We start from the raw sequence: 26,760 nt of genomic DNA, 5'->3' as shown, positions 1-26,760 counted from the left end.
GATCCAACAGTCATTTCCACCACTTACGCAACACTTCCACGCCGAAAATACTCTGACAAATGTCAGGGATAATTCTTACATCGTTTTATTTCCCACGTTGCCAGCTTGCCTTGGTAAATTCTTTTCGACCGGCAATGTCAACCAGACTGGCTGACTGTTGAGCCACGGTCCGAAGCCTGCATCTCATTCGGCTCCCGAGCCCGGAGCCGCCAAGGAGCTTTACCTCATGGAATTGAAAGCCATATTTTTCGCAGCACTTATTTGGTTGCCAACAACTCAAGCGTCAGCGGACACCCCGCCACTGGACGGTCATTACTATCTGACCGGCGCAATGGAAATGGGCGCCGAATTGATGCTGCGCAAGGACGGCACGTTTGACGCCGGCGTGTCGTATGGCAGCGCAGATGGCTTTGCCAAGGGCACCTGGCGGGTGGAAAACCACACCGTAACGCTGAAGAGCGAAACCAAACCGGCGTCGAACAGCGATTTGTCCGGCCTGTTCCAGGATCTGCAACTGGCGATCGAACCGAACTGCCTGGCCGTGGATTTCGGCAACGGCAAGGCCTGCTTCCGGCGTCAATAAGCCGATTGGCAGGCACAAAAAATGGGCACCCGACCGCAATCGGTGTGCCCATTTTTTATTGCAGTTCTCCCCGCTACTCAGGGAGTTCGCCGCAATTTAAGGATTGACGCTGTCTTTCAACGACTTGCCTGGCTTGAATGCCACGGTGTTGCTGGCCTTGATTTTCACCGGTTCACCGGTTTGCGGGTTCTTGCCGGTGCGGGCGCCGCGGTGGCGTTGCAGGAAGGTGCCGAAGCCCACCAGCGTGACGCTGTCCTTGCGGTGCAGAGCGCCGGTGATTTCTTCGAGGACGGCGTTGAGAACGCGGTTGGCCTGTTCTTTGGTCAGATCCGCTTTTTCAGCGATTGCAGCGGCGAGTTCTGGTTTACGCATTAGTGAAGCCCCTTTGACGGTTTTTTGTTGTTATGTCCGTGCTGTTCTCGTTGGAACAGCGCCCAAGGCGCCGCAGGCTCTACTCTGCGGCAGACGGGAGTGAGAATGGCACGCGGATACCGGCGGCGCCAGTCTCCCCGCGACCTTTGTGGGGGCAAAAGCGGGGTGATTCCGACAGAACGACCGGTATTTACGCCAGCAGGGCCGGTAGCTGTTTGTTCAGGGCGAGTTTTTCCATCACCGCCGTGCCGGTCAGCGCGTAACCGAGTAGTTGGCCATCGGCGCTGTGGCACAGGGCTTTGATGTCGGCGCCCTGCCCTTCGACGGTCCAGACGCCTTCGCTGCCCCGTGGCGGTGGCGAAACGACCAACGGGCACACCGGAGTTTTCACCGTGATCGGCATCGGGCCGTAACTCACGGCCGTCGGATTGCCCGCCAGGGTTTGTGCCAGCGCACGCGCACAGCTCATGAGGGGCATCACGTACAACAAATTCAGCCCATCGACCTCGGCACAGTCGCCCAGGGCGTAAATATTGGCGTGGGACGTCTTCAGATACCGGTCGACTACGACACCGCGATTGACCTGCACCCCGGCAGCCGCGGCCAGATCGATGCGCGGGCGCAGGCCGATGGCCGACACCACCACATCGCAGGCAATCACCTGACCGTCGGACAGATGCGCTTCCAGCCCGTCCGCGACCTTCCGCAGGCGAGTCAGCACCGGGCCGAGGTGGAAACGCGCGCCCAGGCTTTCCAGCCCGGCCTGCACAGCGGCCGCAGCGGCCGGGTGCAGCAGCATCGGCATCACCTGCTCGCACGGCGCCACCAGTTGCACCTCGTAGCCGCCGAGGATCAGGTCGTTGGCGAATTCACAGCCGATCAGCCCGGCGCCTAGCAGCAATACGCGGCGCTTGCCCGCAGCGGCTGCACGAAAGCGCGCGTAATCTTCGAGATCGTTGATCGGGAACACCAGATCAGCACCGTCACCTTCGATCGGTACTCGCACGGTTTCCGCACCCCAGGCGAGGATCAGGTCGCGGTAGTACACCGCTTCTTCGCCGATCCACAGGCGCTTGTGGCCGGCGTCGATGCCGCTGATGCGCGTGTGGGTGCGCACTTCGGCCTTCAACTGCTCGGCCATGGCGCCGGGTTCGGCCATGCTCAGGCCATCGGCGTCCTTGTTCTTGCCGAAACCGGTGGAGAGCATCGGTTTGGAGTAAGAGCGCCCGTCATCGGCGGTAATCAGCAGCAGCGGGGTTTCGCCATCGAGTTTGCGAAACTCGCGGGCCAGGTTGTAGCCCGCAAGCCCGGTGCCGACAATTACGACAGGTGCGTTCATGCCTTACTCCTTGGTTTTTCTCAGTTGATTTCGATCATTTCGAAGTCCGACTTGCCCACGCCGCAGTCCGGGCACAGCCAGTCTTCCGGCACGTCCTGCCACAGGGTGCCCGGCGCGATGCCGTCATCCGGCCAACCGTCAGCTTCGTTGTAGATCAGGCCGCAGACGATGCATTGCCACTTTTTCATTCAGGTACTTCCTCAATTCAGGCTTTTGTCGGCGCGGATGGTCGATGGTGGTTGCGCTGCCATCCGGCTCAGGGCGTTTTGTACTGAGGGTGCCGGGCAGATGCAAGCCTGTTCGGCGCAACGGCGCCCCGGATCCATCAAATTCGCAGCACGCCATGTTAAGCTCGCCGCCTCATTTGCGGCCAATAATGACTCATTGTGCAACATTCAAATGCCTGCCCGGCCCCGCTCTGGCTGACTCAAAGCCGACTGACGCCCCTTACCGATTCGTTGACCCTGAACTGGTTGTTCGACGAAGGCTCGCTGACCCGCCGCCTGACGCGGCTGTCGAATGACGGCTTCAGTGTCACGCCGTTGTTCGAAGGCTGGGGCACCCTGCGCAGCGACGAATGCGCGGCGCTGGATCTGGCCGAAGGCAGCGAAGGCTGGGTGCGCGAGGTGTATCTGCGCGGTCACGGCGAGGCTTGGGTGTTCGCCCGTAGCGTGGCGTCACGCGCCGCCCTGCAAGGCGACGGCCTGCAAATGGACGAACTGGGCAGCCGCTCGCTGGGCGAACTGCTGTTTTGCGACCACGCCTTCCAGCGCCGCGCCATCGAGGTCTGTCACTACCCGCAAGACTGGCTGCCGCCAGCCTGCCGCGCCCCGGAACTGTGGGGCCGGCGCTCGCGCTTTGACCGTGGCGCCTTGAGCGTACTGGTGGCGGAGATTTTCCTGCCGCCCCTGTGGAGCGCCGCCCGCGCCCATCCGGAGAACTGCTGATGTACCAGAGCCTGCTCAAGTCCCTGAACCGCTTGAACCCGCGCGCCTGGGATTTCATTCAGCTGACGCGCATGGACAAGCCGATCGGCATCTACCTGCTGCTGTGGCCGACGCTATGGGCGCTATGGATTGCCGGTAAGGGCTCGCCGTCGCTGGCCAACATTGTGATTTTCGTCCTCGGTGTGGTGCTGACCCGCGCCGGTGGCTGTGTGATCAACGACTGGGCCGATCGCAAGGTCGACGGCCACGTTAAACGCACCGCGCAACGACCGCTGGCCAGCGGCAAGATCAATTCGAAAGAGGCGCTGGTGTTCTTCGCGCTGCTGATGGGCGTGAGTTTCCTGCTGGTGCTGTGCACCAATGCGCCGACCATCTGGCTGTCGCTGGGCGGTCTGGCGCTGGCGTTCACCTACCCGTTCATGAAGCGCTACACCTATTACCCGCAAGTGGTGCTCGGCGCGGCGTTCTCGTGGGGCATGCCGATGGCGTTCACCGCTGAAACCGGTGAACTGCCCGCCGCGGCGTGGCTGCTGTGGATTGCCAACCTGCTGTGGACGGTGGGTTACGACACCTATTACGCGATGACTGATCGTGACGACGACCTGAAGATCGGCGTGAAATCCACGGCGATTCTGTTCGGCGAGGCGGATCGGGTGATCATCCTGAGCTTGCAGGCATTGTCGCTGGGTTGCCTGCTGCTGGCAGGCTCGAAGTTCGAGCTGGGGACGTGGTTCCATCTCGGCCTGTTGGTGGCCGCTGGATGCTATGCGTGGGAGTTCTGGTACACCCGTGATCGCGACCGCATGCGTTGCTTCAAGGCGTTTCTGCACAACCACTGGGCCGGGCTGGCGATTTTTGTCGGGATCGTGCTGGATTACGCACTGCGTTGATCCACAAAACCTGTGGGAGCGGGCTTGCTCGCGAAGGCGTCGTGTCAGTTGGCCTCTTCGTCAACTGACACACCGCTTTCGCGAGCAAGCCCGCTCCCACAGGGGATTTGCGTTTACTTGGCCTTGGCGACGTGCCAGGCGCCGTCCATCTTGCCTTCACCGGTCATGTCACCAGCCTTCTTGTCCATGACGAAGGTGTACAGCGGTTTGCCCTCGTAGGCCCATTGCATCTTGCCATCGTCACGCTTGATCACGGTCCAGTCGCCCATGGACTTGTCGCCGGCCGTAGCCATTAGTGGTGGCCAGTTCGCCGCGCATTTGTCGTTGCACATGGACTTGCCCGCAGAGTCTTTGGCAAAGGTATACAGGGTCATGCCCTTGTGATCGGTAAACATGCCGTCCTTCTCCATCGCTGGCTCAGCAGCAAACGCCATGGTCGGTAAAGCAACGGCAGCAGCCATCAGCAGAGCTTTGAAAGAAGCAGTCATTTGAGTCATGGAAACCTTCTTTTGTGGTTGTCAGGATTCGGACTTAGAGCTTAGTCCAGGATCACGCCAACCGCCGGGCGACTAAAATACTGTCACACGACTGCAATAATTCCGTTATCTAATGCGGCGCAAGACAGTTAAATGACAAGAGGATTAAGGCATGGTTGGCAGGAGCATTCTGATCGTCGACGACGAAGCGCCCATTCGCGAAATGATCGCCGTTGCGTTGGAAATGGCCGGCTATGACTGCCTCGAGGCGGAAAACTCGCAGCAGGCACACGCCATCATCGTTGACCGTAAACCGGACCTGATCCTGCTCGACTGGATGCTGCCTGGCACCTCCGGCATCGAACTGGCCCGCCGTCTCAAGCGCGACGAGCTGACCGGGGACATCCCGATCATCATGCTCACCGCCAAGGGCGAAGAGGACAACAAGATCCAGGGTCTTGAAGTCGGCGCCGACGACTACATCACCAAACCGTTTTCTCCACGCGAACTGGTCGCACGCCTCAAGGCTGTGCTGCGCCGCGCCGGCCCGACCGATGGCGAAGCGCCAATCGAAGTCGGCGGCCTGCTGCTCGACCCGATCAGCCATCGCGTGACCATCGACGGCCGTCCGGCCGAGATGGGCCCGACCGAATACCGTCTGCTGCAATTCTTCATGACCCACCAGGAACGCGCCTACACGCGCGGGCAGTTGCTGGATCAGGTCTGGGGCGGCAACGTCTATGTTGAAGAGCGCACCGTCGACGTGCACATCCGCCGCCTGCGCAAGGCCCTCGGCGACGCCTACGAAAATCTGGTACAAACCGTGCGCGGCACCGGCTACCGGTTTTCCACCAAGGCCTGATCCGACCGCCAGACTCGCTGACAAGGACCGTATTTTCCGTGAATCAAAACTGGCATGGCACCCTGATTCGCCACATGCTGTTGCTGGTCACAGCGTGTCTGGTGATTGGCCTGATCACCGGCTACTACGGCTGGAGCCTCGCTGCCGGCCTGGGTATTTACCTGGCCTGGACGCTCAAGCAACTGTTGCGTCTGCACGAATGGCTGCGCCTGCACCAACCCGATGAAGCACCGCCCGACGGCTATGGCCTGTGGGGCGAGGTGTTCGACAGCATCTACCACCTGCAACGCCGCGACCAACGGGTGCGCGGGCGCCTGCAAGCGGTGATCGACCGGGTGCAGGAGTCCACCGCCGCGCTCAAAGACGCGGTGATCATGCTCGACAGCGACGGCAACCTGGAATGGTGGAACCGCGCTGCCGAAACCCTGCTCGGCCTCAAGACCCCGCAGGACAGTGGCCAACCGGTGACCAACCTGGTACGGCATCCGCGCTTCAAGGAATACTTCGAGCAGGACAGCTATGCCGAACCGCTGGAAATCCCCTCGCCGACCAATGATCGGGTGCGCATCCAGCTGTACCTCACGCGCTACGGCAACAACGAACACTTGATGCTGGTGCGCGATGTCACGCGTATCCATCAGCTGGAACAGATGCGCAAAGATTTCATCGCCAACGTCTCCCACGAACTGCGCACACCGCTGACGGTGATCTGCGGCTACCTGGAAACCCTGCTCGACAACGTCGAGGAAGTGAACCCGCGCTGGAGCCGCGCGCTGCAGCAGATGCAGCAACAGGGCGGACGCATGCAGACGCTGCTCAACGACCTGCTGCTGCTGGCGAAACTGGAAGCCACCGATTACCCGTCGGACAACCAGCCAGTGCAGATCGACGCCCTGCTGCAGTCAATCAAGAGCGACGCCCAGCAGTTGTCCGGGCAGAAGAACCAGAAAATCACTCTCGAAGCCGATGCGCGCATCCTGCTCAAGGGCAGCGAGGCGGAACTGCGCAGCGCCTTCTCCAACCTGGTGTTCAACGCGGTGAAGTACACCCCGGCCGAGGGCAACATCCGCATTCGCTGGTGGGGCGACGAGCAAGGCGCGCACCTGAGCGTGCAGGATTCCGGGATCGGCATCGACAGCAAGCACCTGCCACGCCTGACCGAACGCTTCTACCGCGTAGACTCCAGCCGCAACTCCAACACCGGCGGCACTGGCCTGGGTCTGGCGATCGTCAAACACGTGTTGCTGCGCCACCGCGCACGGATGGAGATCAGCAGCGTGCCCGGTCACGGCAGCACATTCACCTGTCATTTCGCTCCGGCGCAAGTGGCCAGCGCACGGGCGATCAGCACCGCTGAGTAATGTCGCACTAGGCAATCGCCAGGTCAGCCGCTACATTGGCTGACTTGCGCCTGCCTTTCAGGCGCGACTTTTCTCTCTTTTGAATCACACGGAACCCGCAAAACTCCATCATGGACCCTTCCCCTGGCTTGTCCCTCGCTACGATTTTCGCCGATTTCGGCATGATTCTTTTCGCTCTGATCCTGGTTTTGCTCAACGGCTTCTTCGTTGCGGCGGAATTCGCCATGGTCAAACTGCGCTCGACCCGGGTCGAGGCCATCGCTGACAAGAACGGCTGGCGCGGGCATATCCTGCGCACCGTACACAGTCAGCTCGATGCGTACCTCTCGGCGTGTCAGCTCGGTATCACCCTCGCCTCCCTCGGTCTGGGCTGGGTCGGTGAGCCGGCATTCGCGCACATTCTTGAACCGCTGCTGAGCGCGGTCGGCGTGCAGTCGCCGGAAGTGGTCAAAGGCATTTCGTTCTTTACCGCGTTCTTCATCATTTCCTACCTGCACATCGTGGTCGGTGAGCTGGCGCCCAAGTCGTGGGCGATCCGCAAACCGGAGCTGCTGTCGCTGTGGACGGCGGTGCCGCTGTACCTGTTCTACTGGGCGATGTACCCGGCGATCTACCTGCTCAATGCCAGCGCCAACGCGATTCTGCGGATCGCCGGCCAGGGCGAACCCGGCCCGCACCACGAACACCATTACAGCCGCGAAGAACTGAAACTGATCCTGCACTCCAGCCGTGGCCAGGACCCGAGCGACCAAGGCATGCGCGTGCTGGCATCGGCGGTGGAAATGGGCGAACTGGAAGTGGTCGACTGGGCCAACTCCCGCGAAGACCTGATCACCCTGGAATTCAACGCGCCGCTGAAAGAAATCCTCGCGATGTTCCGTCGCCACAAGTTCAGCCGGTATCCGGTGTACGACAGCGAGCGCCAGGAGTTCGTCGGCCTGCTGCACATCAAGGACCTGCTGCTGGAACTGGCGGCGCTGGACCACATTCCGGAGTCGTTCAACCTGGCTGAACTGACCCGTCCACTGGAGCGCGTGTCGCGGCACATGCCGCTGTCGCAGCTGCTGGAGCAGTTCCGCAAGGGCGGCTCGCACTTCGCCGTGGTGGAAGAAGCCGACGGCAACATCATCGGCTACCTGACCATGGAAGACGTGCTGGAAGTGCTGGTCGGCGACATCCAGGACGAACACCGCAAGGCCGAGCGCGGGATCCTCGCGTATCAGCCAGGCAAGCTGCTGGTGCGTGGTGATACGCCGCTGTTCAAGGTTGAACGCCTGCTCGGAATCGACCTGGATCACATCGAAGCCGAAACCCTCGCCGGTCTGGTCTACGAGACCCTGAAACGAGTGCCGGAAGAGGAAGAAGTGCTGGAAGTCGAAGGCCTGCGGATCATCATCAAGAAGATGAAAGGGCCGAAGATTGTGCTGGCGAAGGTTTTGATGCTGGATTGATGGGTGTTTTGGGGGACGCTTCTGTGGTGAGGGGATTTATCCCCGATGGGTCGCGGAGCGGCCCTGTAATCTGCAATCGCGTAACTCCTGACTCAATGCCTTTAATGATTTTGGGACGGCTGCGCCGTCCATCGGGGATAAATCCCCTCACCACAAACGCCCCTCCACAGCGGCCCCCTAACGCTTCTACTGTTTGCCCAACGCAAAGTTGGGCAACGCCCCCAGTGGCTGGTTGAACTGATACGGAATCGACACCAGCCCCTGCCCGGTATTGCGCTGCACCACAAAGTGCAGGTGCGGGCCGCTGCTGTTGCCGGTATTGCCGGACAGCGCCAACGGGCTGCCAACCGTCACCCGCTGCCCCTCGCGTACGCTCACCGAACCTTGCTTGAGATGCAGGTACACACCCATCGTGCCGTCGTCGTGCAGCACCCGGACGAAATTGCCGGAGGCATCATTGCCGCGTCCGCTCTGTGAATTTTCGGTTTTCACCACCACCCCGGCCCGTGCGGCAATGATCGGCGTCCCTACCGGCATGGCGATGTCCATCGCATACCGGTTCTTCGGCCCATAGTGGCTGTACTGACCGTTGGCACCCTGACTGAGACGGAACGGCCCGCCCCGCCACGGCAACGGATAGCGATAGCTCTGCGCAGCGCCTGAGGGGTCACCCAGCGAGTACTGGAATTGCGGCGAATACACCAGCGGCTGACCCCGGCTGATCGCCGTCAGCAACGCCAACCGCGTATTGCTGCGCGCCGGCAGCACCCGGCGAATCGTCTGCGCCGGAGCGCCACGCACATTGCTCAGGCCGGTAAACGCCAGTGCAATCTCGACCGGCGCATACAGATCGTTGCGCACAAACACCACGTCGCTGCCCTTCTGTTTCTTGATGTCGAGGTACACCTGACGTTCGAGGTGCTCGACCATGCGGTCCTGAAACACGAACACCTGCGAGCCTTTGCTCGGCCGGTCGCTGTACGAGACCACACCGTTGGCATCGGTGGATTTGTAGATGGTCATGGCCACAGTCGAGGTGGAGGCCAGGAAAAGACCACAGAAAAACAGCAGGCGCGCGAGCATGGGCAAAGAGTCTGTCGAAGGAAGGCCTGGAAATGAGCCTAGCAGGTGAAGCAGACCAGGCTAGTCGACAGATGTTTCAAATTGGGCGGTCTGGGAAATCGATGTCGTAAGTGATGGCCCCTTCGCGAGCAGGCTCGCTCCCACCTATGAAATGCATTTCAAGGTGAGAGCGGGCTTGCTCGCGAAGGCGGTGTGTCAGGCGACGAGGATCAAGCGCCCGGAACGAAGTGCTTCTGCGCCGTGCCGCGGGCGATCAGGCGGGAGATGTAATCGAGCTTCTGCGCATCCTGGTCGACGAAACGGAAAGTCAGTTGCAGCCAGTCGCTGTCGGCTTTCTGCTCGTGGGCAACGATGGCGTGCAGGTAGCCGTTGAGGCGGGCGATTTCGGCGTTGTCGCCCTGCTCCAGGTCGAGCACGGCGCTGTCGAGGATCTGCGGCAGGGTGTCAGTGCGTTTCACTACCAGCAGCGCTTCCTTGATGCTCAGGGCCTTGATCACGCATTGCTGGGTGCCACTTGGCAGGCGCAACTGACCCTGGCCACGACCACCGACTGGCGCTTTCGAGGCAGCCGGTGCCTGCACCGGCGGGCTGTTAAGCAAACCGCGCGACGGCGCAGCAGCTGGCGTTGGCGCGACAACCGCTGGCTTGGCGAACGGATTGACCGCAGCAGCGGCCGCCGGCGCAGCACCGACCACGGCAGGCTTGCCGCCGGTCAATGCGCTCAGGGAATCGTTGCCGAACGCCGAGTTCATCTTGGTCGGCGCGCTGTTCATCAGGGTGTCGAGCTTGCCAACCTTGTTCAGCGCCTGCTTGACCTTGGTCAGCAGTTGTTCGTTGGTGAACGGCTTGCTGACGTAGCCGGAAACCCCGGCCTGAATCGCCTGCACCACGTTCTCTTTATCGCCACGGCTGGTGACCATGACGAACGGCATGGTCTTGAGATTGTCCTGCTCGCGGCACCAGGTCAGCAGCTCGAGGCCGGACATTTCCGGCATTTCCCAGTCGCACAGCACCAGGTCGAACGCTTCCCTGGCCAGCATGGCCTGGGCCTTTTTGCCGTTGACGGCGTCCTCGGTGCGGATCCCCGGGAAGTAATTACGCAGGCACTTTTTCACCAGGTCACGAATGAACGAAGCATCGTCCACGACCAACACACTGATCTTGCTCATCCAACACCCCTATAAAAATCCCGGCAAGCATACCGCTTTTACTGATGGCACATTGCCAACAATCTTCAGTCACGCCGGGACTTTTCGTTCGCGGGTGCTGCTTTTTAATTCGATTTCCTGATTCAGGCGCCCTAAACAAAAACGCCCGGCCAAAGGGCCGGGCGCTTTTCTCAGGCAATCTTACTTATCGTCAGCATTGCCCGGAACATTAGCGGTTTCGCCGCTTGTACCTTCAACTTCTTCTTTCATGCGTTTGAGGCCCAGGTGGCGCACATCGGTGCCGCGCACCAGGTAGATCACCAGTTCCGAGATGTTGCGCGCATGATCGCCGATGCGTTCCAGCGAACGCAGCACCCAGATGATGCTCAGAACCCGCGAGATAGAGCGCGGGTCTTCCATCATGTAGGTCGCCAGCTCGCGCAGGGCGGTCTTGTATTCGCGGTCGATGACCTTGTCGTACTGCGCCACCGACAGCGCCAGATCGGCATCGAAGCGGGCAAACGCGTCCAGCGCATCGCGAACCATGTTGCGCACCTGATCGCCGATGTGACGAACCTCGACGTAACCGCGCGGTGCTTCACCTTCTTCGCACAGCTGAATGGCACGGCGGGCGATCTTGGTCGCTTCGTCGCCGATGCGCTCCAGATCGATCACCGACTTGGAGATGCTGATGATCAGCCGCAGGTCGGACGCCGCCGGCTGACGACGGGCAAGAATGCGCAGGCATTCTTCGTCGATGTTGCGTTCCATCTGGTTGATCTGATCGTCGATCTCGCGCACCTGCTGGGCCAGACCGGAATCGGCCTCAATCAGCGCGGTGACCGCGTCGTTGACCTGCTTCTCGACCAGCCCGCCCATGGCCAGGAGGTGGCTGCGCACTTCCTCAAGCTCGGCGTTGAACTGCGCGGAGATGTGGTGGGTAAGGCCTTCTTTACTAATCATGGTGGCGTCCTTGGAGCGTCCGGTAAGGTGCGGTGGGCCGCAGCGTCAATTCTGTGAATAACCGCAACTGTCAGCCATAACGACCGGTGATGTAGTCTTCGGTCTGTTTCTTCGCCGGATTGGTGAACAGGGTATCGGTGTCGCCGAATTCCACCAGTTTGCCCATGTACATGAACGCCGTGTAGTCGGAAACCCGCGCGGCCTGCTGCATGTTGTGGGTCACGATGACGATGGTGAACTTGGACTTCAGCTCGTAGATCAGCTCTTCGACTTTCAGGGTTGAGATCGGATCGAGGGCCGAGCACGGTTCGTCGAGCAGCAACACTTCCGGTTCAACGGCGATGGTGCGTGCGATCACCAGACGCTGCTGCTGACCACCGGACAGGCCGAGTGCCGAGTCGTGCAGACGGTCTTTGACTTCGTCCCACAGTGCCGCGCCTTTCAATGCCCACTCGACGGCTTCGTCGAGAATGCGCTTCTTGTTGATGCCCTGAATGCGCAGCCCGTAGACCACGTTTTCGTAGATGGTCTTGGGGAACGGGTTGGGCTTCTGGAACACCATGCCGACGCGGCGACGCAGCTCGGCAACGTCTTCACCTTTGCGGTAGATGTTGTTGCCGTACAGGTTGATCGCACCTTCGACACGGCAGCCGTCAACCAGATCGTTCATGCGGTTGAAGGTGCGCAGCAGCGTGGACTTACCGCAGCCGGACGGGCCGATGAAGGCCGTCACGCGCTGTTTCGGGATGTTCAGGCTGACGTCGTACAGCGCTTGTTTATCGCCGTAGAACAGGTTCAGGCCCGGGACTTCGATGGCCACGGTTTCCTGCTCGAGGCTCAGGCTCTGCTTGTCGCGACCCAGGGCCGACATGTTGATGCCGTGGGTATGTGTTTCGTGCTGCATGGGAGGCTCCCTGTGCTAACAAATTCGGTTCGGTTTTTGTGGGAGCCAGCCTGCTGGCGATTCAGGCGCTGCGGTTCGTCTATGAAACCGCGGTGATGCCTTCGCGAGCAGGCTCGCTCCCACATAGAAATCAGTGCTGCAAAATCAGCTGTCCAGTGCTTTGTATTTTTCGCGCAGGTGGTTACGGATCCACACCGCCGACAGGTTCAACGTGGCGATCACCAGCACCAGCAGCAGCGCCGTGGCGTACACCAGCGGGCGTGCCGCTTCGACGTTCGGGCTCTGGAAGCCGACGTCGTAGATGTGGAAGCCCAAGTGCATGATCTTCTGGTCCAGGTGCAGGTACGGGTAGTTGCCGTCCACCGGCAGCGACGGCGCCAGTTTCACCACACCCACCAGCATCAGCGGCGCCACTTCACCGGCGGCGCGGGCCACGGCGAGGATCATCCCGGTCATCATGGCCGGGCTGGCCATTGGCAGGACGATCTTCCACAGCGTTTCCGCCTTGGTCGCGCCCAGCGCCAGCGAGCCTTCACGGACGGTGCGCGGGATACGCGCCAGACCTTCCTCGGTCGCCACGATCACCACCGGCACCGCCAGCAGCGCCAGGGTCAGCGAGGCCCAGAGCAGACCCGGAGTACCGAACGTCGGCGCCGGCAGTGCTTCGGGGAAGAACAAACGGTCGACCGAACCACCCAGCACGTAGACGAAGAAGCCCAGACCGAATACGCCGTAGACGATCGCCGGAACGCCGGCGAGGTTGTTCACGGCGATGCGGATGATCCGGGTCAGGGCGTTCTGCTTGGCGTATTCACGCAGGTAGACCGCCGCCAGCACGCCGAACGGGGTGACGATCATCGCCATGATCAAAGTCATCATCACCGTGCCGAAAATCGCCGGGAAGATCCCGCCTTCGGTGTTCGCTTCACGCGGATCGTCGGAAAGGAATTCCCAGACCTTGCTGAAGTAGAAACCGATCTTGGTCATCGTGCCCATGGCATTCGGCTGATAGGCGTGAACCACTTTGCCCAGGCTGATTTCGATCTCTTTGCCGTTGGCATCGCGAGCAGTCAATGCGTCGCGGTTGAACTGCGCATGCAGATCGCTCAGACGCGCTTCGATGTCCTGATAACGCGCGTTCAGCTCGGCACGCTCGGCGTCCATGTCCGCTTGCGCGGTGGCGTCGAGCTTGCCGTCGAGTTCCAGTTTGCGCCCGTGCAGACGGATGCGCTCGAGCCCTGCGTTGATCGCACCGATGTCGGTCTTTTCCAGCGACTTGAGTTGTGCAGCAAGGCCGTTCACCCGGTTGATCCGCGCTTGCAGCTCAGGCCAGGCCGCTTCGCCTTCGGCGATCACCTTGCCGTCCTGTTTGACGTTGACCAGGTAGCCGTAGAAGTTGCCCCACTCGCGACGCTCGATCGCCATCAGTTCCGGCGGCGTGGTCTGCTTGGTCAGCCACTCGCCGACCACCCAGGTGAAGTCGTTGCCGTTCAGGTCACGGTTGCCGACCTTGATCAGCTCGCGGGTCATGAATTCCGGGCCCTGATCAGGCACCGGCAGGCCGGCGCTTTTCAGGCGTGCACGCGGCACCTCTTCTTTCTGTACCACTTCGCCGATGACCAGATGATTGGCCTGGCCAGGTACGTCGTAGCTGGCATGGATCAGGTCCGCCGGCCAGAAGTGACCCAGACCGCGCACGGCAATCACCGCCAGCAGGCCAATGGTCATGATGACCGCGATGGACACCGCGCCACCGCTGATCCAGACGCCTGGGGCGCCGCTCTTGAACCATCCATTCAGGGAGTTCTGTTTCACAGACTTCTACCTTTCTTAAAGCGACGAGTATTTCTTGCGCAGACGCTGACGAATCAGTTCTGCCAGGGTGTTCATGACGAAGGTGAACAACAGCAGCACCAGCGCCGAGAGGAACAGCACGCGGTAGTGGCTGCCGCCGACTTCCGACTCGGGCATTTCCACCGCGACGTTGGCGGCCAGGGTGCGCAGGCCTTCGAACAGGTTCATTTCCATGACCGGGGTATTACCCGTGGCCATCAGCACGATCATGGTTTCGCCGACCGCACGGCCCATGCCGATCATCAGCGCGGAGAAGATCCCCGGGCTGGCGGTGAGGATCACCACGCGGGTCATGGTCTGCCACGGCGTGGCACCGAGCGCCAGGGAACCGAGGGTCAGGCCGCGCGGCACACTGAACACGGCATCTTCGGCAATCGAGTAGATGTTCGGGATCACCGCAAAACCCATCGCCAGACCGACCACCAGAGCGTTGCGCTGGTCGTAGGTGATGCCCAGGTCGTGGGAGATCCACATGCGCATGTCACCGCCGAAGAACCAGTTCTCCATGTACGGACTCATGTACAGCGACAGCCAACCGACAAACAGGATCACCGGAATCAGCAGCGCACTTTCCCAGCCATCCGGGACTTTCAGGCGGATCGACTCAGGCAGACGACTGAAGGTGAAGCCGGCGACCAGAATGCCGATCGGCAACAGCATCAGCAGGCTGAAGATGCCCGGCAGATGTCCTTCCACATACGGGGCGAGAAACAGACCGGCGAAGAACCCGAGGATCACCGTCGGCATCGCCTCCATCAGCTCGATCACCGGTTTGACCTTGCGGCGCATGCCCGGGGCCATGAAGTACGCGGTGTAGATCGCGGCGGCAACCGCCAGCGGCGCGGCCAGCAGCATGGCGTAGAACGCCGCCTTCAGGGTGCCGAAGGTCAGTGGCGACAGGCTCAGTTTCGGTTCGAAATCGGTGTTGGCGGCGGTCGATTGCCAGACGTACTTAGGTTCGTCGTAGTTCTCGTACCAGACCTTGCTCCACAACGCGCTCCACGACACTTCCGGGTGCGGGTTGTCGAGCAGCAGCGGTTGCAGCTTGCCGCCGGCCTCGACGATCACCCGGTTGGCGCGCGGCGACAGACCGAACAGGCCCTGGCCTTCGGCTACCGGCTCGACCAACAGGGTGCGGTGCGCGGTGCTGTGGAACACGCCGAGCTTGCCGCTGGCATCGAGGGCCACGAAACCCTTGCGACGCTCTTCGGCGGTGATTTCAACGATCGGCGTGGTGCCCATCTGGAAGGTACGGATCTGCTTCAGGCGCAGCTCGCCATCGGTATCGCGAGCCATGAACCACTGGGCCAGACCACCCTTGGAATCACCGATGATCAGCGAGATGCCGCCCACCAGTTGCGTGCTCGCGGTGACTTCGGCGTCAGCGTTTTCCAGCAGTTTATAGCGACCGTTGAGGCTCTTGTCGCGCAGGCTGAACACGTCGGCCTGGGCACGCCCGTTGACCACGTACAGCCATTGCTGGCGCGGGTCGACGAAGATGTTCTTCACCGGCTCGGTCATCTGCGGCAGCTCGATACGCTTCTGCTCGTTGGTGACTTCGCCGGTCATCATGTTTTCTTCGCTGGTCAGCGCCAGCACATTGAGCTGCGAACCGGTAGAACCGACCAGCATCAGCGTCGAATCGGTGGCGTTGAGGCTGACGTGCTCCAGTGGCCCGCCGCTTTCGTTCACCGCGATCGGTGTATTGCCGTAAGGAAACTCGATGGCTGGAGTGATGGTTTTCTTGCCATCGGGGTAGCTGACCTTATAGGTGTGACGGAACACCAGCGCCTGGCCGTTGGACAGGCCCACCGCCACCAGCGGATGACCTGGCTGATCTTCGCCAATGGAAGTTACGCTGGCGCCGGCAGGAACCGGCAGATCGACGCGCTTCAATTCAGCGCCACTGTCGATGTCGAAGAACAGCGCCTGGCCCTTGTCGGAAACGCGCATCGCCACCTGATTCTGCTCTTCGAGCGAAATCATCAGCGGCTTGCCGGCGTCCTGCATCCAGGCTGGGGTAATAGCCTCTTTCGCGGTCAGGCTGGCACCCTGGAACAACGGTGCAACGACGTAGGCGAGGAAGAAGAAGATCAGGGTGATGGCTGCCAGCACCGCCAGACCGCCAACGAGGACGTACCAACGGGTGAAGCGATCCTTGAGCGCGCGAATGCGGCGCTTGCGTTGCAGCTCAGGCGTATTGAAATCAATGCGCTTGGGAGGGGAAGTCGTAGTCATTGGGGAATTGGCCAGATCATTCATGCGCTCACCCTAGCGATCCTGTATGACAGAAAGATGACAGTGCAGTGACGCAGCAAATCCACCGCCAGCGGGACTGGCAGAGGATCGAAAATTTGAGGTGTGTAAAAGGCCGGTCTGCGGGCAGAGCCGGCCTTTTACCTGAGTCCGGTGGGGTTCACCTCGGACTCAGTTTGTTACTTTTTTGCGACTTCAGCGCCGCCTTCCTGCAGACCCAGGTCAGCCAGTGCTTTTGCAGCAACCTTGGCCGGCAGTGGGATGTAGCCGTCTTTCACCACAACTTCCTGGCCCTGTTTGGACAGAACCAGTTTCACGAACTCGGCTTCCAGCGGGGCCAGAGGCTTGTTCGGGGCCTTGTTCACGTAAACGTAGAGGAAGCGCGACAGAGGGTACTTGCCGTTCAGGGCGTTTTCTTCGGTGTCTTCGATGAAGTCAGTGCTGCCTTTCTTCGACAGAGCAACGGTCTTCACGCTGGCAGTCTTGTAGCCGATGCCCGAGTAACCGATGCCGTTCAGCGAGGAGCTGATCGACTGCACGACCGACGCCGAACCTGGTTGCTCGTTGACGTTAGGCTTGTAGTCGCCTTTGCACAGGGCTTCTTCCTTGAAGTAGCCGTAAGTGCCGGATACCGAGTTACGACCGAACAGTTGCACTGGCTTGTTGGCCAGGTCGCCGGTCACGCCCAGGTCGCCCCAGGTTTTCACGTCGGCTTTGGCGCCGCACAGACGGGTGGACGAGAAGATCGCGTCAACCTGTTCCATGGTCAGGTGCTGGATCGGGTTGTCCTTGTGCACGAACACCGCCAGGGCGTCCACGGCCACCGGGATAGCGGTTGGCTTGTAGCCGTATTTCTGTTCGAAGGCCGCCAGTTCGGTGTCCTTCATCTTGCGGCTCATCGGGCCGAGGTTGGAGGTGCCTTCAGTCAGCGCAGGTGGCGCGGTGGCGGAGCCAGCGGCCTGAATCTGAATGTTTACGTTCGGGTATTCTTTCTTGTAGTTCTCAGCCCACAGGGTCATGAGGTTAGCCAGGGTATCGGAACCGACGCTGGACAGGTTGCCCGACACACCAGTGGTCTTGGTGTAGCTCGGGATAGCAGGGTCAACAGCGGCAACCGCGTTGGCAGTCGCAACGCCAGCAGCGACAAAAGTCATTGCCGCCATCAAACGCTTCAGTTTCATGCCTTACTCCTAGCAGATAGGGTGTGTTAAGTCGGGGCCAAGTATCAGCAGGCCGTGTGAACACTCTATGGCTGAAATATGACAATTGGATGAAAGGCCAGCATCCGGGTTTTACTGAATGATTCGAGTCGCCCTCATTCGCGAGCAGGCTCGCTCCCACAGTTGAAATGCATTCCAATGTGGGAGCGAGCCTGCTCGCGAAAGAGCCGGTACTGCTGGAGGAAATTCCGGATCAGCGCCCCTTTTTCCAGAGCCACGCCCCCACCAGAATCCCCATCGCGCACAGCACCGCCACATAGTAGGCCGGGCCCATCGCACTCTCTTTAAGCAGCAGGCTGACCACCATCGGCGTCAGGCCACCGAAGATCGCGTACGCCACGTTGTACGAGAACGACAATCCGCTGAAGCGCACCACCGGCGGGAATGCCTTGACCATCACGTATGGCACCGCACCGATGGTGCCAACCAGCAGACCGGTCAACGCATACAGCGGGAACAGCCAGTTCGGGTGATCGGCGAGGCTGTGATAGAAGGTCCAGGAGCTGATCAGCAAGCCCAGGCAACCGAAGACAAACACCCGGCCGGCGCCGAAGCGGTCGGCCAGGGCACCGGAGATGATGCAACCGACGCTGAGGAACACGATCGCCAGGCTGTTGGATTGCAGCGCCACTGTCGCTGAGAAGTGATAGACCGTCTGCAGCACGGTCGGGGTCATCAGGATCACCACGACAATCCCGGCGGACAGCAGCCAGGTCAGCAGCATCGAGACCGCAATCGCCCCGCGATGGTCACGCAGCACCGCACGCAGCGGTACTTCTTCGGCCAGCGCCTTGCGCAGTTGCAGCTCAGCGAACACCGGAGTTTCGTGCAGCCAGCGGCGCAGATAGACCGAGAACAGGCCGAATACGCCGCCGAGCAGGAACGGGATCCGCCAGGCGTAATCCGCGACTTCCCCCGGTGTATAAATGCTGTTGATTGCCGTGGCGACCAGCGAGCCAAGCAAGATGCCGGCGGTCAAACCGCTGGTCAGCGTCCCGCAGGCGTAGCCGATGTGCTTTTGCGGCACGTGTTCGGAAACGAAGACCCACGCTCCCGGCACTTCCCCGCCAATCGCCGCGCCCTGAATCACTCGCATCAGTAACAGCAGGATCGGCGCCCACATACCGATCTGCGCGTAGGTCGGCAGCAGGCCCATGATCAGGGTCGGCACGGCCATCATGAAAATGCTCAGGGTGAACATCTTCTTGCGCCCCAGCAGGTCGCCGAAGTGCGCCATGACAATGCCGCCCAGCGGCCGCGCCAGGTAACCGGCAGCGAAAATGCCGAAGGTCTGCATCAGGCGCAGCCACTCGGGCATGTCGGCCGGGAAGAACAGCTTGCCGACCACGGTGGCGAAGAACACGAAGATGATGAAGTCGTAAAACTCCAGCGCACCGCCCAGCGCAGATAGCGACAGAGTCTTGTAATCATTGCGGGTCAGGGGGCGTGCAGGTTGCTCGGGCTGCGCGAGGCTCGAAGGCGCTGTGGTCATGGCAAGGGCTTCTCTTATAGGCGGATCTACCGCCACAACAACGCTGGCTGTGGCTTGGGCAGGTTCGGCACCATAGCAAATTGTTCGAAAAAGCACATAGAGGCGCGTATTTGCCGGTCAAAATCAGAACCCGATGGTCGTCGCGGAGTCTACCGACCGATATACTCGCAACCTTGCTCCGGTTTGTAGGGGGTTGCTGTGCGAAAACGTCGTTGGCCCGGCCTTTGAACGGGATCAGCCGGTTTCGCAGAGTTTCCCCTTTAGGCGCCTATGGAAAACGTGACGAACGCAGTATGTTCGGTGCTGAATCGTTTTTCCTGAAGACGGCTACCACCAGCAATACCAACGAAGAGTCACGGGTCAGAGGCACCCCCGGCATGATAGAGCTCGAACAAGAAGATCCGATCCCGCAAGGCGACCTGGCCTTGCAAATTACCGCACTCCCGCGCGAAACCAACGGCTTTGGCGATATTTTCGGCGGCTGGCTGGTGGCGCAGATGGATCTGGCGGGTACCGCAATGGCCAGCCGCGTGGCCGGTGGTCGCGTAGCCACTGTCGCCATCGACCGCATGGCCTTCCTGGTGCCGGTCGCGGTGGGCGCGCAATTGTCCTTTTATACCCAGACCCTGGAAATCGGCCGCAGCTCGATCCAGATGATGGTCGAAGTGTGGAGCGACGATCCGCTGTCCAGCGAGTGGCGTAAAGTGACCGAGGCGGTATTCGTCTTCGTCGCCATCGACGGCAGCGGTCGCACCCGCTCGGTGCCACCACGCGCGCGTTAAACATCGCCGCGGTTTTGCGGTCGATAGTCGTCCCAAGTGTCTGATCGAGAGTTGCCCCATGAACACGCCCAACGTTGAAGCGGTGAAACTGGATGAACTGAACTGCTGGCGCATCCGCCACGGTCAGGCTGAAGTGCTGGTGGCCCAGCAAGGCGCGCACATCCTCAGTTATCAAATCGACGGCCAGCCGCCGATCATCTGGCTCAACGACAAGGCTGTGTTCAAGACCGGCAACAGCATCCGCGCCGGTGTGCCGGTGTGCTGGCCTTGGTTCGGCAAGTTCGAACGCAACCCGCAGAGCGTGCAGGCCATGTACACCGGTGAGCAACCGGCACCCGCGCACGGTCTGGTGCGGGCGATGGATTGGGAGCTGGGCGGCATCGAATCAGAGGCTGACGGCGTCAAGGTTGAATTCAGGCTGCCCTACCCCGAAGGTGGCCTGCCGGGCTGGCCGCATCAGGTCGATCTGACCCTGACCCTGCATCTGAGTGATCAGTTGCACATCAGCCTGACCAGCCACAATCGGGGTGTCGAAACCGTCAGCATCAGCCAGGCGCTGCACACTTATTTCGCGGTCAGCGATGTGCGTAACGTGCAGGTCGACGGTGTGGACGGTCTGGATTACATCGAGACGCTGGATGAGTGGAAAACCCACAGCCAGCAAGGTGACCTGCATTTCGCTGGCGAAACCGACCGCATCTACCTCGACGCTCCGCCGCAACTGAGCATTGTCGACCCGATCTGGGAACGGCACATCGTACTGACCGCCAGCGGCTCACGCACCGCCGTGATCTGGAACCCGTGGATCGACCGCGCGGCAGCACTGGCCGACATGGACAACGATGGCTGGCAGCGCATGCTGTGCATCGAGACGGCGAATGTGATGGATGATGTGGTGAATCTGGTCTCGGGTGCGAGCCATACGATGGGTGTCAGCATCGGTAGTAAACCGCTCTAACCAACACCGCAATATCAATGTGGGTGAAAGCCTTTGTGGTGAGGGGATTTATCCCCGATGGCCTGCGGAGCAGGCCCCTGCCCTTGATTCAAAGCGGGGGTCGCTTCGCAACCCATCGGGGATAAATCCCCTCGCTACAATTGTTCAGATGTTAGAGATCGGACTCCTGCACCACCCGCACCTTGTCAGCTTCCAGCGCATACGCCGCATCGGCCAGGTCATTGCTGACCTTCTCGATCTTCAGCGTGCCGGTCACCCACAGCGGCGTGTAGATGTCATCCAGCTTCAAACCTTTGGGATAACGCACCAGCACCAGTTGATTCGGTGGTGGCGGCGGCACGTGGATGCAGGCGCCCGGATACGGCACGAGGAAGAACAGCGTGCTGCGGCCCTTGGCGTCGGATTCCAGCGGCACTGGGTAGCCACCGATGCGGATGTGCTTGTCGTTCATCGACGCCACGGTCTTGGTCGAATACATCACCGCCGGCAGGCCTTTAGCCTGTTTCATCCCGCCCTTCTCGGTGAAGGTGCCGGTGGCTTCCGGGGAGTTGTGGTCGATTTCGGGCATGGCCTCGAGGGCTTTCTGGTCCGACTTGGGCATCAGTTCCAGCCAGTCGGTTTCCGGCAGTTCGCCGGCGTGAGCCAGACCGCTGCCCAGCAAAAGAAGAGTCAACAGAAGACGGCGCATGGAGGTGCTCGGTAAAAGATGCTCGGATAAAGGAAGGACGTTGAATCGCCGAGCATTCTAGCCCTCCCTGCCGCGTTGGCAGAGAGGACTTGGTCGCTTGGATCAGTTCTTTTTGATCAGGCCGTAGATCACCAGCAGCACGATCGCGCCGACCAGTGCACCGATGAAGCCTGCGCCCTGACCTGCCTGATAGATACCCAGGGCCTGGCCGCCGTAAGTGGCCGCCAGCGAACCGCCGATACCGAGCAGGATGGTCATGATCCAGCCCATGCTGTCATCGCCCGGTTTGAGGAAGCGTGCCAGCAGGCCGACGATCAAGCCGATAAAGATGGTTCCGATAATTCCCATGGCATTTCCCTCTGACTCTGAATGGTAGATATGCCAAAGCCTAGTCAGACTTTGGCATCCTGCCATGAGAGAACGGCGGCTCCCGAAGGTTCCGCCGTTGCCACATGAAACTGTTTACTCGGCGATAAGCGCTTCGACCTTGACGATCTGCGCCTGCAGCGTGGCCATGTCGGCGCAGCGCAGGTTGGCGTGACCGACCTTGCGCCCGGCCTTGAAGGCTTTGCCGTAGTGGTGCAGATGGCAATCTTCGATGGCGATCACTTTCTCAACCGGCGGAACCACGCCGATGAAGTTGAGCATCGCGCTCTCGCCGACCTTGGCGGTCGAACCCAGCGGCAGGCCGGCCACGGCACGCAGGTGGTTTTCGAACTGGCTGCACTCGGCGCCTTCGGTGGTCCAGTGCCCGGAGTTGTGCACGCGCGGGGCGATCTCGTTGGCCTTGAGGCCACCGTCGACTTCAAAGAACTCGAACGCCATCACGCCGACGTAATCCAGCTGCTTGAGCACACGGCTGGAGTAATCTTCAGCCAACGCCTGCAGCGGGTGATCGGTGCTGGCCACCGACAGCTTGAGGATGCCGCTGTCGTGGGTGTTGTGTACCAGCGGATAGAACTTGGTTTCACCATCGCGGGCACGCACGGCAATCAGCGAGACTTCGCCGGTGAACGGCACGAAGCCTTCCAGCAGGCAGGCCACGCTGCCCAGCTCGGCGAATGTACCGACCACGTCTTCCGGCTTGCGCAGGACTTTCTGACCCTTGCCGTCGTAACCCAGGGTGCGGGTTTTCAGCACGGCCGGCAGACCGATGGCAGCCACGGCGGCGTCCAGGTCGGCTTGCGATTGAATGTCGGCGAAGGCCGGGGTCGGGATGCCCAGCTCCTTGAACATGCTCTTCTCGAACCAGCGGTCGCGAGCGATGCGCAGGGCTTCGGCGCTCGGATAGACCGGGACGAATTGCGAGAGAAACGCCACGGTTTCCGCCGGGACGCTTTCGAACTCGAACGTCACCAGGTCGACTTCATCCGCCAGTTGGCGCAGGTGATCCTGATCGCCGTAATCGGCCCGCAGGTGTTCGCCCAGTGCTGCGGCGCAAGCGTCCGGCGCCGGGTCGAGGAAAGCGAAGTTCATGCCCAGCGGAGTGCCCGCCAGCGCCAACATGCGGCCCAACTGGCCGCCACCGATTACACCGATCTTCATCTCAACAACCTCAGGCAATACGTGGGTCTGGATTGTCCAGGACGCTGTCTGTCTGCTCGGCACGGAAGGTTTTCAGTACCGCATGGAACTGTGGATGCTTGGCACCAAGGATGCTCGCCGAGAGCAGCGCGGCGTTGATCGCGCCGGCCTTGCCGATGGCCAGGGTGGCAACCGGGATGCCCGCCGGCATCTGCACGATCGACAGCAGCGAATCAACGCCCGAGAGCATCGACGACTGCACCGGAACGCCCAGTACAGGCAGGTGGGTCTTGGCCGCACACATGCCTGGCAGGTGGGCTGCGCCACCGGCACCGGCGATGATCACCTCGATGCCGCGGCCCTCAGCCTCTTCGGCGTACTGGAACAGCAGATCCGGGGTGCGGTGGGCAGAGACCACCTTGACCTCGTACGGGATGCCGAGCTTTTCCAGCATATCGGCGGTGTGGCTAAGGGTGGACCAATCGGACTTGGAGCCCATGATCACGCCAACCAGTGCACTCATCGTCGCGCCTCTTCTCTCTGGGCGCCCGCAGGCGCGTCAAAAACAACAAGCCACGCAGGATTGCGTGGCTTGATTGTACGAAAAATGGCCGGACGTACCGGCCGAAGGCCGCGCAGTATACCGCAAAGAAAGCAATAAACAGCCCCCGAAACGACCATCTGTCAAATCAGCGAAAGGCCCGGTTTTATTGACTTTAAGGTCAGCGACAGAACACCGCAAATCAGCCCTGTGGGAGCGGGCTTGCTCGCTAAGGCGTCAGGTCAGATACATGAATCTCGACTGACACACCGTATTCGCGAGCAAGCCCGCTCCCACAATTGGATCTGCGATGGCTCAGGAAGCCTGTGCAGCGCCGCCTTCAAGCTTGCGCCACAGCAACCGCACGTTGGCCTTGCGCACCAGTGCGCAGCGATACAGGCGAATCTCCAGCGGCACGTGCCATTGCGGGCCGCCGCAGACCACCAGTTCGCCGCGAGCCAGCTCTGCCCGCACACTCAACTGCGGCACCCAGGCGATGCCGAGCCCCTCCAGGGCCATGCTCTTGAGGCTGTCGGCCATGGCGGTTTCATAGATGGTGGTGAAACGCAGCTGGCGCTGGCGCAATAATCCATTCACCGAACGCCCGAGAAACGCCCCGGCGCTGTACGCCAGCAGCGGCACACTGGCCTCGCCTTCCAGATCGAACAGCGGTTTGCCATCGGCATCGGCTGCGCACACCGGGAGCATTTCAGTCTGGCCCAAGTGCAACGACGGGAAAATTTCCGGGTCCATCTGCATCGCCGCGTCCGGGTCGTAGAACGCCAACATCAGGTCGCAGCCACCCTCGCGCAGCGCATGCACCGCATCGCCGACGTTGGTCGCCACCAATCTCGTCGCTATGTTCAGCCCTTCGTTGCGCAGTTGTGCGATCCAGCGTGGAAAGAAACCCAGCGCCAGCGAGTGCGCCGCCGCGACCTGGATCACTTCGCCCTGCCCGCCTTCCAGGTGATGCAGATGGCGCAGCACTTCGCCGAGCTGTTCGACCACGGTGCGCGCGGTCACTAGAAACAATTGTCCCGCCGCCGTCAGCTCGATCGGCGTGCGCGAACGGTTGACCAGCGTCAGCCCAAGCGCAGCTTCCAGGCTGCGGATCCGCCGACTGAACGCCGGCTGGGTCACGAAGCGCCGTTCGGCGGCCTGCGAGAAGCTGCGGGTCGCGGCCAGAGCACTGAAGTCCTCGAGCCATTTGCTTTCCAGATTCATCACGCCCTCCCGGGAACGCACCAAAACAGGTCACACGTCTGCCGCGCAGGCGGCGTCACACGGGCATTATGCCGAATGTGCATAGGCCAGTGTTTAACAGCATTGGCCCAAAAAATCCCACAAGCCTAGCATTCGCAGCGTTCCGGCACAGACCGGGTCCATATCGAGATGATTTCTATCATGTCCTCCGCTGCATCTTTCCGCACAGAAAACGACCTGCTTGGCGCCCTCGAAGTACCGGCTCAAGCGTATTACGGCATCCAGACCCTGCGAGCGGTGAACAACTTCCGTCTCTCCGGCGTTCCGATTTCGCATTACCCGAAACTGGTTGTCGGTCTGGCGATGGTCAAACAGGCCGCCGCTGACGCCAACCGTGAGTTGGGTCATCTGAGCGAAGCCAAGCACGCTGCCATCAGCGAAGCCTGTGCCCGATTGATCCGCGGTGATTTCCACGAAGAGTTCGTGGTCGACATGATTCAAGGTGGCGCCGGTACTTCCACCAACATGAACGCCAACGAAGTGATCGCCAACATTGCGCTCGAAGCAATGGGTCACCAGAAGGGCGAGTACCAGTACCTGCACCCGAACGACGACGTCAACATGGCGCAGTCGACCAACGACGCCTACCCGACCGCGATCCGCCTGGGTCTGCTGCTGGGTCACGACGCGCTGCTGGCCAGCCTCGACAGCCTGATTCAGGCCTTCGCGGCCAAGGGCAAAGAATTCGATCACGTCCTGAAAATGGGCCGTACCCAGCTGCAAGACGCCGTACCGATGACTTTGGGTCAAGAATTCCGTGCTTTCGCCACCACCATGGGCGAAGACCTGGCCCGTCTGAAGACGCTGGCCCCGGAACTGCTGACTGAAGTGAACCTGGGCGGCACCGCGATCGGCACCGGCATCAACGCCGACCCGCGCTATCAAGCGCTGGCCGTTCAGCGTCTGGCGCTGATCAGCGGTCAACCGCTGGTGCCGGCCGCCGACCTGATCGAAGCCACCTCCGACATGGGCGCCTTCGTGCTGTTCTCCGGCATGCTCAAGCGCACCGCGGTCAAGCTGTCGAAGATCTGCAACGACCTGCGCCTGCTGTCCAGCGGCCCACGCACCGGCATCAACGAGATCAACCTGCCGGCGCGTCAGCCAGGCAGCTCGATCATGCCCGGCAAGGTCAACCCGGTGATTCCGGAAGCCGTTAACCAGGTGGCCTTCCAGGTCATCGGTAACGATCTGGCGCTGACCATGGCAGCCGAAGGCGGCCAACTGCAACTGAACGTGATGGAGCCGCTGATCGCGTTCAAGATCCTCGACTCGATCCGTCTGCTGCAACGCGCCATGGACATGCTGCGCGAGCACTGCATCGTCGGCATCACCGCCAACGAAGCCCGCTGCCGCGAACTGGTCGAACACTCGATCGGTCTGGTCACCGCGCTGAACCCGTACATCGGCTACAAAAACGCCACCCGCATTGCCCGTATCGCCCTTGAAAGCGGCCGCGGCGTGCTGGAACTGGTGCGCGAAGAAGGTCTGCTCGACGAAGCCATGCTCGCCGACATCCTGCGCCCGGAAAACATGATTGCCCCGCGTCTGGTTCCGCTCAAAGCCTGAGCCGACGCGTTATTTGTAGCACCGCTCACCAGGTCGAGGGACTAGACACCTCTCACCTTTTGAGGGCTTGGGGATTTGTCCCCAAGCCCTTTTTTTTAACTTTCTGATCCTGAGACCCGTATGTCTGGGGACTGAACAATGTGGGAGCGAGCCTGCTCGCGAAGGCGGCACATTCAACGCCAATGCGCCTGATACACCGCTTTCGCGAGCAGGCTCGCTCCCACAGAAGAGCAGTTC

General features: G+C 61.0%; 26 protein-coding genes. 9 read left to right on the top strand and 17 right to left on the bottom strand.

Annotated features, from left to right (window positions below):
- Positions 1-226: 226 nt before the first annotated feature.
- Positions 227-583, top strand: coding sequence for a hypothetical protein (locus ACM6I7_RS12985; protein ID WP_414888700.1), 357 nt, complete (start codon positions 227-229; stop codon positions 581-583).
- A gap of 96 nt (positions 584-679) precedes the next feature.
- On the opposite strand, the gene ACM6I7_RS12980 is transcribed toward ACM6I7_RS12985, so the two are convergent.
- The 3 genes from ACM6I7_RS12980 to ACM6I7_RS12970 all read right to left on the bottom strand — a co-directional run bounded on the left by ACM6I7_RS12980 (position 680) and on the right by ACM6I7_RS12970 (position 2,482).
- On the bottom strand, positions 680-955 hold the full coding sequence (locus ACM6I7_RS12980; RefSeq protein ID WP_003213368.1) for an HU family DNA-binding protein: 276 nt from the start codon (positions 953-955) through the stop codon (positions 680-682).
- A gap of 190 nt (positions 956-1,145) precedes the next feature.
- On the bottom strand, positions 1,146-2,294 hold the full coding sequence (locus ACM6I7_RS12975; RefSeq protein ID WP_414888699.1) for an NAD(P)/FAD-dependent oxidoreductase: 1,149 nt from the start codon (positions 2,292-2,294) through the stop codon (positions 1,146-1,148).
- Between the two features lie 20 nt (positions 2,295-2,314).
- A complete protein-coding gene (locus tag ACM6I7_RS12970) occupies positions 2,315-2,482 on the bottom strand; it encodes a rubredoxin (RefSeq protein ID WP_003229600.1) in 168 nt (55 codons plus the stop codon).
- A gap of 198 nt (positions 2,483-2,680) precedes the next feature.
- On the opposite strand from ACM6I7_RS12970, the gene ACM6I7_RS12965 reads away from it, so the two are divergent.
- The gene (locus ACM6I7_RS12965) at positions 2,681-3,241 is read left to right on the top strand and encodes a chorismate--pyruvate lyase family protein (protein ID WP_414888698.1); all 561 of its coding nucleotides are present in this window, start codon (positions 2,681-2,683) and stop codon (positions 3,239-3,241) included.
- Positions 3,241-4,131: a 4-hydroxybenzoate octaprenyltransferase gene (gene ubiA, locus ACM6I7_RS12960; protein WP_103368522.1), complete on the top strand. Its 891-nt coding sequence runs from the start codon at positions 3,241-3,243 to the stop codon at positions 4,129-4,131. Before ACM6I7_RS12965 ends, ubiA begins: the two co-directional genes overlap by 1 nt.
- 113 nt (positions 4,132-4,244) lie before the next feature.
- On the opposite strand, the gene ACM6I7_RS12955 is transcribed toward ubiA, so the two are convergent.
- Entirely contained in the window at positions 4,245-4,628 is a 384-nt protein-coding gene (locus ACM6I7_RS12955) for a hypothetical protein (protein ID WP_027610374.1), read from the bottom strand.
- Positions 4,629-4,779: 151 nt separating this feature from the next.
- On the opposite strand from ACM6I7_RS12955, the gene phoB reads away from it, so the two are divergent.
- The 3 genes from phoB (at position 4,780) to ACM6I7_RS12940 (ending at position 8,281) form a co-directional block, all read left to right on the top strand.
- On the top strand, positions 4,780-5,469 hold the full coding sequence (gene phoB / locus ACM6I7_RS12950) for a phosphate regulon transcriptional regulator PhoB (protein WP_003229608.1): 690 nt from the start codon (positions 4,780-4,782) through the stop codon (positions 5,467-5,469).
- 74 nt (positions 5,470-5,543) lie between these two features.
- On the top strand, positions 5,544-6,830 hold the full coding sequence (phoR, locus tag ACM6I7_RS12945) for a phosphate regulon sensor histidine kinase PhoR (protein WP_256214113.1): 1,287 nt from the start codon (positions 5,544-5,546) through the stop codon (positions 6,828-6,830).
- Between the two features lie 110 nt (positions 6,831-6,940).
- Positions 6,941-8,281, top strand: coding sequence for a hemolysin family protein (locus ACM6I7_RS12940; RefSeq protein ID WP_003229612.1), 1,341 nt, complete (start codon positions 6,941-6,943; stop codon positions 8,279-8,281).
- Between the two features lie 186 nt (positions 8,282-8,467).
- Here ACM6I7_RS12940 and ACM6I7_RS12935 read toward each other — a convergent pair whose 3' ends face one another.
- From ACM6I7_RS12935 to ACM6I7_RS12900, 8 genes are all read right to left on the bottom strand, one after another.
- Positions 8,468-9,364 (bottom strand): peptidoglycan DD-metalloendopeptidase family protein, encoded by an 897-nt coding sequence (locus ACM6I7_RS12935; protein ID WP_414888697.1) that lies wholly within the window; start codon positions 9,362-9,364, stop codon positions 8,468-8,470.
- A gap of 209 nt (positions 9,365-9,573) precedes the next feature.
- Positions 9,574-10,533, bottom strand: a complete 960-nt coding sequence (locus ACM6I7_RS12930) for a response regulator (protein ID WP_027610371.1) — start codon at positions 10,531-10,533, stop codon at positions 9,574-9,576.
- 180 nt (positions 10,534-10,713) lie between these two features.
- The gene (phoU, locus tag ACM6I7_RS12925; protein ID WP_003229617.1) at positions 10,714-11,475 is read right to left on the bottom strand and encodes a phosphate signaling complex protein PhoU; all 762 of its coding nucleotides are present in this window, start codon (positions 11,473-11,475) and stop codon (positions 10,714-10,716) included.
- A 70-nt stretch (positions 11,476-11,545) separates the two neighbouring features.
- The gene (gene pstB / locus ACM6I7_RS12920; RefSeq protein ID WP_414888696.1) at positions 11,546-12,379 is read right to left on the bottom strand and encodes a phosphate ABC transporter ATP-binding protein PstB; all 834 of its coding nucleotides are present in this window, start codon (positions 12,377-12,379) and stop codon (positions 11,546-11,548) included.
- A 144-nt stretch (positions 12,380-12,523) separates the two neighbouring features.
- Entirely contained in the window at positions 12,524-14,194 is a 1,671-nt protein-coding gene (gene pstA, locus ACM6I7_RS12915) for a phosphate ABC transporter permease PstA (protein ID WP_007962288.1), read from the bottom strand.
- A 15-nt stretch (positions 14,195-14,209) separates the two neighbouring features.
- Positions 14,210-16,243 (bottom strand): ABC transporter permease subunit, encoded by a 2,034-nt coding sequence (locus tag ACM6I7_RS12910; RefSeq protein WP_225138952.1) that lies wholly within the window; start codon positions 16,241-16,243, stop codon positions 14,210-14,212.
- 425 nt (positions 16,244-16,668) lie between these two features.
- On the bottom strand, positions 16,669-17,670 hold the full coding sequence (locus ACM6I7_RS12905; protein WP_011336616.1) for a phosphate ABC transporter substrate-binding protein PstS: 1,002 nt from the start codon (positions 17,668-17,670) through the stop codon (positions 16,669-16,671).
- Positions 17,671-17,902: 232 nt separating this feature from the next.
- Positions 17,903-19,201 (bottom strand): MFS transporter, encoded by a 1,299-nt coding sequence (locus ACM6I7_RS12900; RefSeq protein WP_183783283.1) that lies wholly within the window; start codon positions 19,199-19,201, stop codon positions 17,903-17,905.
- A 377-nt stretch (positions 19,202-19,578) separates the two neighbouring features.
- Here ACM6I7_RS12900 and ACM6I7_RS12895 point away from each other — a divergent pair, with 377 nt between their 5' ends.
- Positions 19,579-19,983, top strand: coding sequence for an acyl-CoA thioesterase (locus ACM6I7_RS12895; RefSeq protein WP_003229628.1), 405 nt, complete (start codon positions 19,579-19,581; stop codon positions 19,981-19,983).
- Between the two features lie 58 nt (positions 19,984-20,041).
- On the top strand, positions 20,042-20,941 hold the full coding sequence (locus ACM6I7_RS12890) for a D-hexose-6-phosphate mutarotase (protein ID WP_414888695.1): 900 nt from the start codon (positions 20,042-20,044) through the stop codon (positions 20,939-20,941).
- Between the two features lie 151 nt (positions 20,942-21,092).
- Here the strand turns inward: ACM6I7_RS12890 and ACM6I7_RS12885 are convergent, their stop codons facing one another.
- The 5 genes from ACM6I7_RS12885 to ACM6I7_RS12865 form a co-directional block, all read right to left on the bottom strand.
- A complete protein-coding gene (locus ACM6I7_RS12885) occupies positions 21,093-21,629 on the bottom strand; it encodes a DUF3299 domain-containing protein (RefSeq protein WP_027610367.1) in 537 nt (178 codons plus the stop codon).
- Positions 21,630-21,731: 102 nt separating this feature from the next.
- Positions 21,732-21,977, bottom strand: a complete 246-nt coding sequence (locus tag ACM6I7_RS12880; RefSeq protein WP_003229635.1) for a GlsB/YeaQ/YmgE family stress response membrane protein — start codon at positions 21,975-21,977, stop codon at positions 21,732-21,734.
- Between the two features lie 114 nt (positions 21,978-22,091).
- The gene (locus tag ACM6I7_RS12875) at positions 22,092-23,174 is read right to left on the bottom strand and encodes a 5-(carboxyamino)imidazole ribonucleotide synthase (protein WP_103368517.1); all 1,083 of its coding nucleotides are present in this window, start codon (positions 23,172-23,174) and stop codon (positions 22,092-22,094) included.
- Between the two features lie 10 nt (positions 23,175-23,184).
- Complete coding sequence (purE, locus tag ACM6I7_RS12870) at positions 23,185-23,676, bottom strand: 5-(carboxyamino)imidazole ribonucleotide mutase (RefSeq protein WP_003229641.1); 492 nt, start codon at positions 23,674-23,676, stop codon at positions 23,185-23,187.
- A gap of 333 nt (positions 23,677-24,009) precedes the next feature.
- Positions 24,010-24,918: a LysR substrate-binding domain-containing protein gene (locus ACM6I7_RS12865; protein ID WP_096795416.1), complete on the bottom strand. Its 909-nt coding sequence runs from the start codon at positions 24,916-24,918 to the stop codon at positions 24,010-24,012.
- Positions 24,919-25,098: 180 nt separating this feature from the next.
- On the opposite strand from ACM6I7_RS12865, the gene aspA reads away from it, so the two are divergent.
- Positions 25,099-26,523 (top strand): aspartate ammonia-lyase, encoded by a 1,425-nt coding sequence (aspA, locus tag ACM6I7_RS12860; RefSeq protein WP_027610364.1) that lies wholly within the window; start codon positions 25,099-25,101, stop codon positions 26,521-26,523.
- Positions 26,524-26,760: the final 237 nt, after the last annotated feature.

Source organism: Pseudomonas sp. IT-93MI4 (genome assembly GCF_949767635.1).
GTDB lineage: Bacteria > Pseudomonadota > Gammaproteobacteria > Pseudomonadales > Pseudomonadaceae > Aquipseudomonas > Aquipseudomonas putida_A.
Note: the sequence above shows the minus strand (reverse complement) of the source record. Positions and strands in the feature narration are given on the sequence as shown.

What these genes read in the sequence shown, in the direction of transcription:
- pstB (WP_414888696.1), bottom strand. Translation starts at nt 12,379, where the DNA reads ATGCAGCACGAAACACATACCCACGGCATCAACATGTCGGCCCTGGGT.
- phoU (WP_003229617.1), bottom strand. Translation starts at nt 11,475, where the DNA reads ATGATTAGTAAAGAAGGCCTTACCCACCACATCTCCGCGCAGTTCAAC.
- ACM6I7_RS12905 (WP_011336616.1), bottom strand. Translation starts at nt 17,670, where the DNA reads ATGAAACTGAAGCGTTTGATGGCGGCAATGACTTTTGTCGCTGCTGGC.
- ACM6I7_RS12885 (WP_027610367.1), bottom strand. Translation starts at nt 21,629, where the DNA reads ATGCGCCGTCTTCTGTTGACTCTTCTTTTGCTGGGCAGCGGTCTGGCT.
- ACM6I7_RS12865 (WP_096795416.1), bottom strand. Translation starts at nt 24,918, where the DNA reads ATGAATCTGGAAAGCAAATGGCTCGAGGACTTCAGTGCTCTGGCCGCG.
- ACM6I7_RS12930 (WP_027610371.1), bottom strand. Translation starts at nt 10,533, where the DNA reads ATGAGCAAGATCAGTGTGTTGGTCGTGGACGATGCTTCGTTCATTCGT.
- ACM6I7_RS12980 (WP_003213368.1), bottom strand. Translation starts at nt 955, where the DNA reads ATGCGTAAACCAGAACTCGCCGCTGCAATCGCTGAAAAAGCGGATCTG.
- ACM6I7_RS12970 (WP_003229600.1), bottom strand. Translation starts at nt 2,482, where the DNA reads ATGAAAAAGTGGCAATGCATCGTCTGCGGCCTGATCTACAACGAAGCT.
- ACM6I7_RS12985 (WP_414888700.1), top strand. Translation starts at nt 227, where the DNA reads ATGGAATTGAAAGCCATATTTTTCGCAGCACTTATTTGGTTGCCAACA.
- ACM6I7_RS12940 (WP_003229612.1), top strand. Translation starts at nt 6,941, where the DNA reads ATGGACCCTTCCCCTGGCTTGTCCCTCGCTACGATTTTCGCCGATTTC.
- aspA (WP_027610364.1), top strand. Translation starts at nt 25,099, where the DNA reads ATGTCCTCCGCTGCATCTTTCCGCACAGAAAACGACCTGCTTGGCGCC.
- ACM6I7_RS12900 (WP_183783283.1), bottom strand. Translation starts at nt 19,201, where the DNA reads ATGACCACAGCGCCTTCGAGCCTCGCGCAGCCCGAGCAACCTGCACGC.
- ACM6I7_RS12880 (WP_003229635.1), bottom strand. Translation starts at nt 21,977, where the DNA reads ATGGGAATTATCGGAACCATCTTTATCGGCTTGATCGTCGGCCTGCTG.
- ACM6I7_RS12935 (WP_414888697.1), bottom strand. Translation starts at nt 9,364, where the DNA reads ATGCTCGCGCGCCTGCTGTTTTTCTGTGGTCTTTTCCTGGCCTCCACC.
- ubiA (WP_103368522.1), top strand. Translation starts at nt 3,241, where the DNA reads ATGTACCAGAGCCTGCTCAAGTCCCTGAACCGCTTGAACCCGCGCGCC.
- ACM6I7_RS12955 (WP_027610374.1), bottom strand. Translation starts at nt 4,628, where the DNA reads ATGACTCAAATGACTGCTTCTTTCAAAGCTCTGCTGATGGCTGCTGCC.
- purE (WP_003229641.1), bottom strand. Translation starts at nt 23,676, where the DNA reads ATGAGTGCACTGGTTGGCGTGATCATGGGCTCCAAGTCCGATTGGTCC.
- ACM6I7_RS12975 (WP_414888699.1), bottom strand. Translation starts at nt 2,294, where the DNA reads ATGAACGCACCTGTCGTAATTGTCGGCACCGGGCTTGCGGGCTACAAC.
- ACM6I7_RS12895 (WP_003229628.1), top strand. Translation starts at nt 19,579, where the DNA reads ATGATAGAGCTCGAACAAGAAGATCCGATCCCGCAAGGCGACCTGGCC.
- phoB (WP_003229608.1), top strand. Translation starts at nt 4,780, where the DNA reads ATGGTTGGCAGGAGCATTCTGATCGTCGACGACGAAGCGCCCATTCGC.
- ACM6I7_RS12875 (WP_103368517.1), bottom strand. Translation starts at nt 23,174, where the DNA reads ATGAAGATCGGTGTAATCGGTGGCGGCCAGTTGGGCCGCATGTTGGCG.
- ACM6I7_RS12910 (WP_225138952.1), bottom strand. Translation starts at nt 16,243, where the DNA reads ATGCAGGACGCCGGCAAGCCGCTGATGATTTCGCTCGAAGAGCAGAAT.
- phoR (WP_256214113.1), top strand. Translation starts at nt 5,544, where the DNA reads ATGCTGTTGCTGGTCACAGCGTGTCTGGTGATTGGCCTGATCACCGGC.
- ACM6I7_RS12890 (WP_414888695.1), top strand. Translation starts at nt 20,042, where the DNA reads ATGAACACGCCCAACGTTGAAGCGGTGAAACTGGATGAACTGAACTGC.